The organism is Sphingomonas antarctica, from assembly GCF_965137005.1.
GTDB lineage: Bacteria > Pseudomonadota > Alphaproteobacteria > Sphingomonadales > Sphingomonadaceae > Sphingomonas_O > Sphingomonas_O antarctica.
The window spans coordinates 186,684-198,332 of record NZ_CBCRXM010000005.1 but is presented as its reverse complement, the minus strand read 5'-3'; the positions used below and the strand labels follow the sequence as shown (position 1 = coordinate 198,332).

The 11,649-nt window shown below is 59.2% G+C and carries 16 protein-coding genes and 1 pseudogene; 4 read left to right on the top strand and 13 right to left on the bottom strand.

Annotated elements, in window-relative coordinates; all coding sequences use genetic code 11:
• Nucleotides 1–117: 117 nt before the first annotated feature.
• A pseudogene (locus ACM9ME_RS15470) lies at nucleotides 118–228 on the top strand (IS6 family transposase); the annotation flags it as partial.
• Between the two features lie 261 nt (nucleotides 229–489).
• Here the strand turns inward: ACM9ME_RS15470 and ACM9ME_RS07965 are convergent.
• The 5 genes from ACM9ME_RS07965 to ACM9ME_RS07945 all read right to left on the bottom strand — a co-directional run bounded on the left by ACM9ME_RS07965 (nucleotide 490) and on the right by ACM9ME_RS07945 (nucleotide 4,428).
• Complete coding sequence (locus ACM9ME_RS07965) at nucleotides 490–966, bottom strand: GNAT family N-acetyltransferase (protein ID WP_415642924.1); 477 nt, start codon at nucleotides 964–966, stop codon at nucleotides 490–492.
• A gap of 69 nt (nucleotides 967–1,035) precedes the next feature.
• The gene (locus tag ACM9ME_RS07960) at nucleotides 1,036–1,446 is read right to left on the bottom strand and encodes a MarR family winged helix-turn-helix transcriptional regulator (RefSeq protein WP_415642923.1); all 411 of its coding nucleotides are present in this window, start codon (nucleotides 1,444–1,446) and stop codon (nucleotides 1,036–1,038) included.
• Between the two features lie 3 nt (nucleotides 1,447–1,449).
• A complete protein-coding gene (locus ACM9ME_RS07955; protein ID WP_415642922.1) occupies nucleotides 1,450–1,791 on the bottom strand; it encodes a hypothetical protein in 342 nt (113 codons plus the stop codon).
• Between the two features lie 112 nt (nucleotides 1,792–1,903).
• A complete protein-coding gene (locus tag ACM9ME_RS07950) occupies nucleotides 1,904–3,631 on the bottom strand; it encodes a PEPxxWA-CTERM sorting domain-containing protein (RefSeq protein ID WP_415642921.1) in 1,728 nt (575 codons plus the stop codon).
• Between the two features lie 161 nt (nucleotides 3,632–3,792).
• A complete protein-coding gene (locus ACM9ME_RS07945) occupies nucleotides 3,793–4,428 on the bottom strand; it encodes a hypothetical protein (RefSeq protein ID WP_415642920.1) in 636 nt (211 codons plus the stop codon).
• Between the two features lie 240 nt (nucleotides 4,429–4,668).
• Here ACM9ME_RS07945 and ACM9ME_RS07940 point away from each other — a divergent pair, with 240 nt between their 5' ends.
• Nucleotides 4,669–5,307 carry a hypothetical protein gene (locus ACM9ME_RS07940; RefSeq protein ID WP_415642919.1) on the top strand — a complete coding sequence of 213 codons (639 nt, stop codon included), beginning with the start codon at nucleotides 4,669–4,671 and terminating at the stop codon, nucleotides 5,305–5,307.
• On the opposite strand, the gene ACM9ME_RS07935 is transcribed toward ACM9ME_RS07940, so the two are convergent.
• Genes ACM9ME_RS07935 through ACM9ME_RS07925 form a run of 3 tightly spaced genes read right to left on the bottom strand, consistent with a single transcriptional unit; the run spans nucleotide 5,304 to nucleotide 6,419 of the window.
• Nucleotides 5,304–5,801 (bottom strand): RNA polymerase sigma factor, encoded by a 498-nt coding sequence (locus ACM9ME_RS07935; protein ID WP_415642918.1) that lies wholly within the window; start codon nucleotides 5,799–5,801, stop codon nucleotides 5,304–5,306. The two genes, ACM9ME_RS07940 and ACM9ME_RS07935, sit on opposite strands and share 4 nt — an antisense overlap.
• A 20-nt stretch (nucleotides 5,802–5,821) precedes the next feature.
• Nucleotides 5,822–6,025 (bottom strand): YgaP family membrane protein, encoded by a 204-nt coding sequence (locus tag ACM9ME_RS07930; protein ID WP_415642917.1) that lies wholly within the window; start codon nucleotides 6,023–6,025, stop codon nucleotides 5,822–5,824.
• Nucleotides 6,026–6,035: 10 nt separating this feature from the next.
• A complete protein-coding gene (locus tag ACM9ME_RS07925; RefSeq protein ID WP_415642916.1) occupies nucleotides 6,036–6,419 on the bottom strand; it encodes a thioredoxin family protein in 384 nt (127 codons plus the stop codon).
• Nucleotides 6,420–6,752: 333 nt separating this feature from the next.
• Between ACM9ME_RS07925 and ACM9ME_RS07920 the strand changes: the two genes are divergently transcribed.
• A complete protein-coding gene (locus tag ACM9ME_RS07920) occupies nucleotides 6,753–7,352 on the top strand; it encodes a TetR/AcrR family transcriptional regulator (RefSeq protein ID WP_415642915.1) in 600 nt (199 codons plus the stop codon).
• A 97-nt stretch (nucleotides 7,353–7,449) separates the two neighbouring features.
• On the opposite strand, the gene ACM9ME_RS07915 is transcribed toward ACM9ME_RS07920, so the two are convergent.
• The 3 genes from ACM9ME_RS07915 to ACM9ME_RS07905 all read right to left on the bottom strand — a co-directional run bounded on the left by ACM9ME_RS07915 (nucleotide 7,450) and on the right by ACM9ME_RS07905 (nucleotide 8,995).
• The gene (locus ACM9ME_RS07915; protein WP_415642914.1) at nucleotides 7,450–7,752 is read right to left on the bottom strand and encodes a hypothetical protein; all 303 of its coding nucleotides are present in this window, start codon (nucleotides 7,750–7,752) and stop codon (nucleotides 7,450–7,452) included.
• 171 nt (nucleotides 7,753–7,923) lie between these two features.
• A complete protein-coding gene (locus ACM9ME_RS07910) occupies nucleotides 7,924–8,670 on the bottom strand; it encodes a haloacid dehalogenase type II (RefSeq protein ID WP_415642913.1) in 747 nt (248 codons plus the stop codon).
• Nucleotides 8,671–8,695: 25 nt separating this feature from the next.
• Nucleotides 8,696–8,995 (bottom strand): putative quinol monooxygenase, encoded by a 300-nt coding sequence (locus tag ACM9ME_RS07905; RefSeq protein ID WP_415642912.1) that lies wholly within the window; start codon nucleotides 8,993–8,995, stop codon nucleotides 8,696–8,698.
• A gap of 140 nt (nucleotides 8,996–9,135) precedes the next feature.
• Here ACM9ME_RS07905 and ACM9ME_RS07900 point away from each other — a divergent pair, with 140 nt between their 5' ends.
• Nucleotides 9,136–9,531 (top strand): MFS transporter, encoded by a 396-nt coding sequence (locus tag ACM9ME_RS07900; RefSeq protein WP_415642911.1) that lies wholly within the window; start codon nucleotides 9,136–9,138, stop codon nucleotides 9,529–9,531.
• Nucleotides 9,532–9,731: 200 nt separating this feature from the next.
• On the opposite strand, the gene ACM9ME_RS07895 is transcribed toward ACM9ME_RS07900, so the two are convergent.
• Together ACM9ME_RS07895 and ACM9ME_RS07890 are read right to left on the bottom strand one after the other, a co-directional pair.
• The gene (locus ACM9ME_RS07895; RefSeq protein WP_415642910.1) at nucleotides 9,732–10,373 is read right to left on the bottom strand and encodes a LuxR C-terminal-related transcriptional regulator; all 642 of its coding nucleotides are present in this window, start codon (nucleotides 10,371–10,373) and stop codon (nucleotides 9,732–9,734) included.
• On the bottom strand, nucleotides 10,370–11,602 hold the full coding sequence (locus ACM9ME_RS07890) for a sensor histidine kinase (protein WP_415642909.1): 1,233 nt from the start codon (nucleotides 11,600–11,602) through the stop codon (nucleotides 10,370–10,372). Before ACM9ME_RS07890 ends, ACM9ME_RS07895 begins: the two co-directional genes overlap by 4 nt.
• Between the last annotated feature and the right edge of the window lie 47 nt (nucleotides 11,603–11,649).

Sequence of the window (11,649 nt, the reverse complement as noted above, 5' to 3'; positions counted from 1 at the left end):
GATCTACCCCAATCATAATATCCTTCGTCACGGTTGCCGTCCTTTCCGCTGAGTAGCTGTAAACACCACACTTTGGCACATTGCGATGCCGTCTGGGGAGGGCGGCAACCACCCCATCTGTTCGAGCGCGGCATCGACATTTGCCACGAGACAGTGCGTCAATGGTGGAACAGATTTGGCCCAATGTTTGCGGCCGATATGCTGCGCTCGAAGATTGACCACCATCGTTTGGAGACGAGTTCGCATTAGATTGACAGCACCCAGCCGACCGGTCGGAACTGATCGAAACCGCCTAGCAGCTTCTTGATGCGACCAGATTTCGGGCAAATTTGCGTTATTGGGTGGTTAGCTGACATTAGATTTCGCCACTCAATGAGTTTTATTGCGGATGTCCCATGATTTTCCCTGACTGTGATTAGCCGTTGGCAGGCTCCCTATTATCCTATCAGGTTGCCGGCCGAAATTTTGACTTCAATATAGTCAAAGGGCTCAGAGATCGCGCTTCAGCGTTTCCCAAGCTCGGCTGCCAAGTTCGACAATTGCTTTGGCATTCCGGTCGATCTCGAACCCCGCAGCGAGCAAGAAACGGCACATGTTGCAGTCGCGGGTGGGAATGCACGATGTTAGTTCAACGATGTTTTGTCGCACGCAAATTGATTGGCACTCTTCCAGCATTAGAGTCGCCAGCCCTCTCCGACGATAGCCTGGCTCGACGAAAGGGCCGGCCAATGTTGCCGAGTTGGCCGTCGGATCGGCTATGATAGCGCAGGCTGCTACGATGCTGCCGTCGGCATCCCGCAAAGCCACTCCAGCGCTATCATTGAACACCGGCCATCGCGCCAGTGCGTCGGAAAGAGTGCCGCTCGCAAATGCTAAAAACTGAGGCTGATTGGTAAGGCTTGTGGGGAGTGCAGCTAAAATCCAATTAAACAAAAATATTGCGTCTTTAGGACCAAGCGGAGACATCGTAGGCTTCTCACCCTCCGAACCTGGCACCCTTTGAAACCGCGCCATGCTCAAGACGAGCGGGCGATCCTAAACCGCGATGGCGTCAATAGAGGCAGCGAAGGCAGCCTTGCGCGCGTTTACGAGTTCGCGTGCCCGAAGCTGCCCAGCGTAGGTCAATCTCAGGACACGAAGGCGCTCCGAGAACGATTGATCCACGTCGATCAGGCCATGCTCGATCAGATCTTTGACGTTGCGGCTGATCTGGGGTGGCGACATGTCTATTTGCTCGCCGATCACACGCTGCGGCGTTCCCGGCGACTGGTGTAGGGCGATGAGTATGCGGATAACCGGCTGTGGAAGCTCGAATCCGCTCAGCCAGCCATCGACTTGCCGGTCGAGCCTCTGTGCGATGTGGGCCGCCCGATCGAGATCATCCAGCCACCATGACCGTTTGTTGGGTTGGTCGTCCTGGAGTTCGATCCGCCGTGCAAACATCATCGGCTACAGGCAGCGGAAGGGACCAGGGCCGCCGCCGTGGACCAAAATATAATTCGCCTTCTTTATGCCAGGCGACATGATCGACAGCAGCAACCGTTTGCCAGCGATTTTGCCCATGATGTGGGCCGGGACCGCATTCGAATGGCCGTTGGCGCTCTCAACAAGTTGTGGGCCCGGATGCGCAGATTGCCGGTCACCTTCCAAAACGAACTTGCCCGCTGGCGGAAGACCATGCGGCAGTGGCGCCCGGATCATCGCACAATCGAGCTGAATGTCGGCGAATCCGGCGACCTGAGTAAAGCTGATGCCCGGTCCGCTCCAACTGTCCCAAGCAGGCGTTTTCAACTTTAGATGAACAGGCGCCGCTGCAACGAAAAGGCTTGCCGCACTGGTAAGCGCGGCAAGCCTCCTAATGGCCGGGAAAGCGTGTGTGGGACGCTCCCGGCCACCTTCGTATTTAGGCGTAGGTCACCTTCAAAGCGGCACGCCGGCGACGGGCCACGCCGCCAAGAAGGCCGAAGCCCGAGAACATCAGCGCCCATTGCGACGGTTCAGGGACCGCTGTCGTGCTCAGGCTGATTTGCGAAATCCAGGTGCCCCAGCGCGAGCCACCGGTGCCGCCGGGATGGTCGGTACCATCGTTATATTCGCGAGCGAACTCGCCGACGACCCAAAAACTCTTGCTATCGCTGGGATCAAGCGAAACGGCACTATAATCGCCCCAACGCTGACGGCCCGACGCGACCTGCCCATCGACCGAACCGTTGTGGTAGTCGTCCACCGCGCTGACCTGGAGCAGTTGAGTGGCCCCACGCTGAGTCAGTTTTCCGGTTACGCCCGTGCTGTAAGTCGTGGCGAGGAAGCTGATTTTGCCATCCGCCGCGTTTGAGCCCGAGCGATTGTAGGCAACGACAACCTGACCCAGGTTGTTGACTGCCAATGAGCCTTCCCAAAAATCGTGGGTCGCATCGCCGATGTCGTGCTCGTCCAACACGGTGTTGGTCGCGGCGTCGATGACATCGATACGGACGACGGTGTGATCGCCGCCAGTCGGTGTCACGGTGTGCACGGTGTAGATGCGCCCATTCACTTCATAAACGCTCGATCCGACCCGATCATCGAGCGTGTCGATGACCCGGTCGTTGCTCGGAAAGTAATTGCCGCTCGTCGGCGGATTGGGATTTACGTCCGGCAGAGCATTGGGCTGGCGAGCGGCATCGTTGCCGTCATAGTCGGCCGTCCCATCGACATAAGCGCCGTTGACCCGCGCCGCTCCAGGCGTTCCCGCATTGGTGATGTCCCACGTTGCGAGGGCAGCATAGAAAAGCGACACCGCAGCAACCTTACCGTTGGTGCCGTTTCCACTCTGGTTGACGCCCTGAATGGCGTAACCACCATCAACCCCGCCGGTGGTGGGGCTGTACGGTGTGACAAACTGCTTAAGGCCAGCCGTCGTCGGCGCGGCGGCGCTGACCAGGCTCGACAACGGAATTACGTTCAGCGTCGTGCCGCGGAAGCTGCCCGCCGAGTTGAAATTGTTGGTCCCGATATACACCGCGCTGTCGTCAAGCGCGAGCGTCGGATAGTCCGCGGTTCCGCCAGCAAAGCCGGTGAACACGGTCGATTTCCATGTGCCAGCGGCATTCGCGGTGTCAGAAACCGCGATCTGGATGTTCGCGACGCTCGACGCAAACGACAACGCGATCCAACGGTCCGCTGACTTGTCGTACATCACACGAGTGTCGCCATTGGCGCTGGTCTGGCCAGCCGCGTTCCAAAAAGCGACGTCTGAAATCGCTTTGACGACCGTGCCGGACTTGTCGAACACGGCAAAGCCGCCGTTGACGAATTCCGAATACTGCGTCTTTCCGACCGCACCCATCGTGTCCGGCGGGATGAAATTGCGCGAATAACTGGCAACGTCATATTGGCTGATGCCCTCGAAGCTTTTCACCACGACGCCATTCGGGACAAAAGCCGGCGACTGGCGCTGTGTGCCAATACTTCCTGCGAGCAGCGGCACGGCAGCCGAGCCGCCAGACGTGAAATCGCTGGCAACCGGCGCGACGTATTCGCGCTGCTCAAGGTCGACATACTCGTCCTTCAGGTCCGACGAGCTGCCGAGAATCACAGTTGCGTGTGCGCCGGACGCCAGTCCGAGCGACAGCACGCTCGCAGCCAGCATAAAGTTAATCGTTCGCAAATTGCTTCCCCACCACTAGGCGAATCCCCAACCGTCCGCGGTCTGGTTAACAAGATGGTCCCCAAATGTGGGAAGCGTCAACCTGAAAAAACATTCAGATTGTTTATGGTAAAATTTGTGTCGGTTTGACACGGGCAGGAAGATCAAAGTTTGCCGTGAGGCGCCACGGTGTCGCTCACACTGATTGAGTCCACTTGCCAGGCCGAAGTCGGGCCGCTTGTCCGCCGCAGCGTCGCCTTGCCAACACGCAGGTCGGGCGCTCCATTCGCGAGGTGTACGCGAAATAGCGTGCTGGCGACCTGATGCGCGCTGTCAATCGCGGCTGCCGGTGCAAACTCCACCCGAGCGCCTTTGTAGCCCCGCAGAAAAGCGTCGCCACCGGCCTTTGTCAGTTGCGCTTGGGCCGCGTCGGTCAGCAAGGGACGTAAATCTGCGAGTTTATCCGTCTGAATGTAGGCTACTGCGCGATGTAGCGTTTCCATCGCTCGTTCGACACTGTCGGGCGCCGAATCCGGCAGTTTTCTAGGCGAGGATTCTGCTGTCGTGGACGGAAGACCGCGATTTTGCGTCAATGAATCAACCACGGCTGTCTCTCGGGTTACGCTTGTCTTAGCTGACGATCCGTTGACGAGCGTATCGGATGTCAAAGGGTCTTTTTTACAGCTGATGAGCAGGAGCGTCGGCACGAACAGGGCGACCGCTAAAGCGCGAGTGTGGAATCTGCGCAGGGAATGAGGCCGCTTGAGCCTGTCATCCTGTGTCGCTCGGTCAGTTGCCATTGGTTTACCTTCATTCTTCTCGGACCCGTTCACACCGCGAGCATCTGAATTCAAGTAGGCAAGGTGCGAGGCGAGTATCGAGACCCTTGGTCAAGCCAAATCAAAGCAATTCTGGCGGCGGACCGCGCATCGTTGGTATCATCCGTTCCCAGTTAGACGAAATCGCGAAACAGGTGTGTTGGCGCTTGACGACGACGTAGCGTATTGCAGCGCCGACCGACCCCTCGGAATGACGACCCTATGATATCAATCGCGACTTCCCGTCATGCCGCGCTTTTGGGCATGTTCGGACTGTTGCTTGCTATTTTGGGTCTTGCCGCGGCTGTTGTGATGACAATGGACAATGCCGACACGCATTTCAGACGCGGCGAATTGTCTCAAGCCCAGTTTGGTGCGATTTTGGCGGCGCGAACCGCGATGCTCGCTAATGATGAGCGCGCTACACGGGCCGGTCTGATCGAATACCGTAGGCTGACCGATATCGAGAGCAGGCTGCCCGCAGAGAATGAACGCGAGCAGGCGCGGGAACGCGACGTCGCAAGCGAGCTTGAACAATTGGTGCCACATATGGCGCAACCGCAAGCCCGCGCCAACATCGACAGCGTTGTCGCATTCACCGTGAAGCGCGAAAGTGCCGAGGCGCAGTATGAACAGGCAGAGATGCGCGCGTTGCGGGTCCGTGCACGCTGGCTGACCGCCGCGCTCACAGTCTTGGCAATTGGCTCAGCCGTGTTGGGTGGTTTTGGGCTGCTCTTGAAGAACCGGCATCTGACCTCCGAGGTTGCCCGCCGCCACGATGAGAGCAATGCCCGCAACGCCGCGCGCGAGATGTTCAACAAAAGTCTTGCTGGCAAACATGAGCTGGATCCTTTCAGCTAATCGAGCAGGTATTCGCGGAGCATCGAGCGCGCCCGGTTAAGGCGCGCCTTCACGCTTTCGCGAGTTGAAGCGAGCTGGCTGGCGATCTCATCGATCGTCATCTCCTCAACGTCGCGCAGCAAGATTACGTCGCGGTAATTTTGAGGCAGCGACTGAATTGCCTGGGCGAGATCGATGCGCAGCTCGGCATCGGGCGTGTCGCGCAAGCGTCCCTCGCGGTCGGCATCTGCAACGTCGACCGCGAGCGGCATGATGAACGAAGCGAGCCGCATGCACTGCCGGTAGACGACCACGAAAAGCCAGGCCGACAATGACTCCACCCGTCGAAGCGCCGAGAAATGTCTGAACAGCACAAACAGCGTTTCCTGCACCGCATCCTCGGCGTCGCTCGCGGTGCGACATTTCCGGCGCGCATAACGCCGGATGTCGGGTTGGGCGAGCGCGAGGAGAGCGTCGATTGAGACCCTGTCCCCTGCGCTCGCCGACGCAACCATACTGGCCGGAAATCTTGCCATCAGGCGGGCGGCTTGCGCCCTGCAAACGCGCACGCCGGGCAGTAGCCGACGAAGCCGGTTATCAAGGTTACGACCCCAACGCAGGCGACCAGATAGCCGAGCGGCATCCCCTTCAACGCCAGTAACCCGCATGCGATCATTAGAGCTCCCGCGACTGTCCGCAGCGCGCGTTCCCAACCCGGGAGGTTTTTCCTGTAAAGCATGTTCGATCCTTTACTTCACAGCCGCCGCGACCGGCGCATCGGGGGCGGTCTTGACGAGCAAGGCGCGTATCGTGGCTTCGTCGGTCGCACCGACGACACGCCCGATGTCCACGCCGCCGCGACCGTAGATGATGGTTGCGGGCATTTTGGCACCGAGCATTTTCACGCTCATCGGGTTACCGGCGAAATCCACTTCGAGAACGACATAGTCCTTGAACGCAGGCTCGGCCATCAGCTTGGCGAGCACGGCGTGCTGGGCGTTACAAAGGACGCCGTCCTTGGTCCGCACATGGAACACGGTCGGACGCTGTGCGGCCATCGCCGCCTGGAACGCCTCGGTTGAAATCGGCATGAATTCGCCGGCTGTAGCGGGAACGGCGACAGCGAGCGTCATAAAGACGGCCCCAGCGCGAAGTAGGTTGAGATGAAAAGTTTTCATGATGGCGGAGACCCCAAAACATCGGCGCGATCCGCCGACATTGGGTAAGTGTGAAAAAAACATGGAAACGGTTCGCGGCAGAAAATATTATTCTGTCTCAGTGGACATCTTCTCGCCACTGCCCCTGCCAGTGTGAAAACTGTTCGGCTTTAATTCCATCAGCAATATGGTGATGCGACTCGCCGCTACGCGGCCCAGCCCACGCGTCCCACCTGTCATGACTATCGTCATCGACAATCCTTACGTTGTAAAGTTTGCGCTGCATAGATTGGCGCGTAGTTGGGGTCAATGTCGACCGGCGCAAAGCGATATCATCATGGGGAGCTGCGAGGCGCTCTGCTGGCCGCAGCGCTCGACGTGCTTGAGCGCGATGGTCCCGGCGCTCTTTCGCTACGTGCCTTGGCGAGAGCCGTGGGCGTTAGTGCCATGGCGCCCTATCACCACTTCCCCGACCGCATGGCCCTGCTCGCCGCGGTAGCGACCGCTGGCTTCGATCAGATGCACAAGCGCAAACTATTGACAGAGAATGCACATGTATCAGTGCCTGAGGCATTGGCAAAAGGTGCTGCAGATTATGTCCAGTTCATACTCGATAGCCCAAATCTTTATCGACTGATGAAGGGGCGCGAGTTCGCCGACCGTGAGCGATTTCCTGACCTGCATAAAGCCGCTGCCGCGCCTGCTCAAATCTTGCTGACCCTCCTGACGGCGTTGCTCAAAAAACATGATCTCCATCAGCCAACGCCGGAGCAAGGCGCGATGATGCTTTGGGGGCTCGCTCATGGTGTCGGAACGCTCGCTCTGGACGGGCAGCTACCGATGGCACTGGCTCCCGCACTCGCGCACGACGGCGCAGAGGCGATGATCAAGGGATGGCTCAAGAGTTAGGGCGGGTGTCAAAACCGTTCGGTTGAGACGCGGAAAAACAACCTTGCCCTACCGGTCGGATGAAGGCTTTTTCATCGCCAGGATAGCGTCAACGTAGTCAACGCAGCGGCTCCAGCGGTCGTAGCGCCTCCGGTGCGAATAGGTACGCTCCGTAGCAGAGAACGGCCGGCAGCAGGAAATGCACGAACCCGGCTGGGTCGTCGGCTCCCCAACCATGCGGCACCCAAACCATGCCAGCTAGGATGGCCAAACCGAGGATTGGCAGGTCGATGAGGTTCGCCGCTGTTGCGGCGATGACGACCAAGGGGATGATGAGAGCGATCGGGACCGGTGCCGCCGCGGCGATGAAAGGCACGAAAGTTGGCAGCCGAGCGCCGAGCGAATAGATTGCGATGGCCAATGCCGCTCAAGCTGTAAACCCGCTGATCGGCATCGCCGTGGCGCACGGTCGTGAGATGAAAAATGCAGGTCTCGTGTGTGGTGGCGACGGTTTGCGCCCAGTTACTGACGGTCGCGCCACTCGTCGGCATGCCGATTAGCGGACGCTCAGTAAGCCACGGTTTCAGGAGGGCTAGTGGCATCCAAGTTGGTCAGCCAGATCGGTTAGGCCGTCCGCTCGCCATTCCCATTCTTGCCGCTGATCGCGGTCCGGAGCCTCTGCACCGCCATACTCCATTGGCCGGTTAACAAAGGCCGTGAGCAGACCTGACGCTCGCGCTGCGGCTAGATCGCTGTGATGTGCCGCCACGAGGCACAAATCCGCGGGCGAAACGTCAAGAATTGCCGCCGTTCCAAGATAGGCTTCCGCCGCAGGCTTGTAAGCGCGGGTCACCTCTGCCCCAAGAATGGCGTCCCAAGGCAGCCCACCATGGCGAGCCACATCGAGCATGAGCGCGATGTTTCCGTTGGACAAAGTCACGATCGGGTAACGCATTTTCAGGCGTGTCAGGCCGACCACTGCATCCGGCCAAGGCTCAAGCCTGTGCCAAGCGCGTGTCCAATCGACGAGTAGGTCCGGTTCGATTGCGCGCGGATTAATGCCATACTCTGAGAGCACGCCCTCAAGCATCTCACGGTGCAGGACATCCAGGATGACGAACGGACGCCTGCTGTCACGCACTTCCGCCATGGCGGGCTGGTAGCGCTTTCGCCAGTTGTCCGCGAAGGTGGCGGAGTCGATGTCGGATCGACTGATCTCCGCCAAGAAGCGCGAAGAGTCGCGAGCGATCCCCGAGCGCCAATCAACGACGGTCCCGAATACGTCGAATGCCAGAACACGGGGTGTGGCCATCAATGTTGAGCCGATCGAGCCGGCCACGCCAGTAAGCTCATTTCCATGAACCTCATTCAGCCACGTCGATCGCGTGGGTGACAGTGATTTTCGGTCGGGCGGCGGCGAGGTCGCGCGCCGCAGCGCCAAATGCCTTGAAGTGGTCAGATGTCATATGCGTCTGCACCGCCGCGTCGTCCACGTACAGCTCGTTGAACACAAATCGTTGCTCACCATCAACTTCTCGCCAAAGGTCGTATTCCAAAACCCCGCTCTCGGCGCGTGACGCGGTTATGCAGGGTCCGGCCGCTTCCACAAACGCATCTTCTTGCCCCGGCTTGACCTGAACGAACGCTACAACCTTCACCAACATGATCGTCTCCCCTCTGGTCGAGTGAGTGGCCTTGTTGGATCCGAGCGGCAAGGTTACGGAACTGGCACGGCCAAAAAGCTCACTAATTGGATGCTTTGCGCCTAAATCAGAGCGCTCGCTTTTCGTGAAACGCGTCCTGAATGCGGTCCTCCGTTTCAGCCGGTTACGCCTCTGGCTTGTTCAACCTGATGCGCAACCTCGGCGGTGCAATCGGCATCGCACTCGCTAATACTTGGCTGCAAGACGCGACGCGGCTGCACGTCCTGCGTCTGTCCGAGGGGTTAGGTGCCTCAGGCGACGCCGCAGGCGAAGCTGCCGCGCAACTGACACAAAGCATCGGCCAGTTCGTAACTGACCCCCATCGCGCAACGCTGATGGCCGACGCCCTGCTCGCACGGATCGTCGGGCGACAAGCCCTAGGCCTGGCCTTCGAGGATGTTTTCCGAATGATGTCCTATTTGTTCATTGCGGCGCTACTGATGGTGCCGTTCTGCAGGCCGCCAACGGTGCTCGGGCCGCCGCCTGCCGAACACTGAGGGGGTCGCGCGATCTCAGCCGCGCCCAGATTGGCCAATTAATGGTGTCCGCTTTCGGCCCAAATGCGGAAATGGGCTGTGCGCTTCGATGCTGCAGATAGTGCCGTAGAAGTTCGCCGCCGCGTATTCCGACTTCCTGCTAGCACGCTTGAGGATAAAGACAGGCTGATCTGGTGTTTGTGGACGGCGGCGCTTTGCCGTTAAAGCTCTCTAGCGCGTGTCACAGCATCGGTCCTATTCCTCGCACCCAAGATTGTCTGAATGCGAGCGAGGTGTGTTTTAACGGTTTCCGGAGCCAACTTCAGCTCGCTCGCGATTTCCTTGTTCGACAGTCCTCGGGCAACAAGCCGCAAGACGTCACGCTGACGATCGGTGAGGTTCGCGCCCACGGAACCGTCGCTGGGCCGGCGATCGGAAAATCCGGCGCTAGCTGCGTGGCGGGATGTTGCGATCTCGGCCAGACGTGGCGGTAGATAACGGCCACCTGCATCGATCAGGCGCAATGCCGCCTCGATTACCGAGCTGTTCGATGTTTTTGCAGCAAACCCTGCGATGCCGAGTGCGAGCAGGTCCATCATAAGCCTGTCGTCGTCAGTCCCGGTGATAACGAGGATCGGCATGTCCGGTGCAGCTTCCCGCAATGTCTTGATCCCTTCGCGTGGCATTGCACCCGGCATCATGAGATCGACAATTGCAATGTCGGCTGATCTCTTAGCTGCAGTCCACGCGCCCGGAAAATCGCCGACCTCCACGATCGCAACTTCCGGCCAAACTAAGCGGACGGTGCCGGCGAGCGCGTCGCGCATCATCACATGATCGTCGGCGACCAAGCAGGTCTTCATGCAGCAATTCCGTTGGAAACTGCCGACCGCGCTAGGTATACTTGCGGGAATTCGATGTAAAATGCCGCACCCCGAAGCCAGCGCTGATCGAGATCTGCTTTGCCCCCCATTAGCCCCGCAAGCCGGCGAACCGACGAGAGACCAAGGCCAAAGCCGTTCGATTGTGCGTTCGCCGCCGAATGTGCTTGGTAATAATCGTTGAAGACATGCGGCGCGTCGATAGGAGGCACGCCAATTCCGTCGTCGATGACCCACAAGCGGATCGTACCACCACTTCGTCTTGCGCCCAGTGCGATCCGGTGGGCTCGGCTGTGACGAATCGCATTGTCCACAAGGTTGCCGAATGCGCGTTCGATCAGGGAGGGATCGAGGTTCAACACGGTTCTAATGCCGCAGACCTCAAGCTTAATGCCGGCTATCGCAGCAGCAGGTTCATATTGTGCCGCAATACGTGAGAGAAACGGGCGTATCGCAACCGGTGACGGGTGGGCCTCTACCGCATCCGCTTCAAGCCTCAAATGGCTGAGCATGTGCGACAATAGTTGCTCGGCGGACGTGAATGCGCGCCGCACGCCTTCGACGGCGCGAGCTCGAGCCAACTCGTCATTCGAGCGCAAGCTTTGGTCGAAGTAGAGCGCTGCTGCGGCCAGCGGCTGGCCGAGATCGTGCGACGCGGCAGCCATGAACCTCGTCTTGGCGTCGCGCTCTGCCGCGACCTCGGCCAGCATCTGGTCGAGGCGTCGCGCATTCTCGTCGCTAGATAACCGCGCCGCCACCGTGGCGCGCACAGTGGCCGCAACACGGTCTCCAAGCACCAATAAAACGATGCCGAAGCCGAAAATATACAATGCTGCCAGACGCGCTTCCATGGTTCCGCGCGTTGCGAAAAAGATCGCGAGCGACCCGATGACACCGACTACGCCGCTCCGGTTGGCGACGCTGTTTTCCGCGCTGCAAATTAACTGAACCGGGACGCATCCAATCAGCGGGATTGCCAGCAAAAATTGCGTCGACGCGGGCACGAACGGCATGATTCCCCAGATCAGGCCGATGCACGCGACGTGGCTGCCGAAGATGATGAAGATTGCCAGCGGGTTCCACACGCGGATCAGCTCTGCATGGCCGGGTCGGCGGGCGGCCAACGCCAGCATGCCAATCGCCCAGACAATGACGAATGAGCTCGTGTACGCGATCAATGGCCACGTCATCGCCGGCAAAACGGGCGTCATTACGTCGAAGCATAGAACTGCGGACAGGATAAATAGGCCGAGCGATA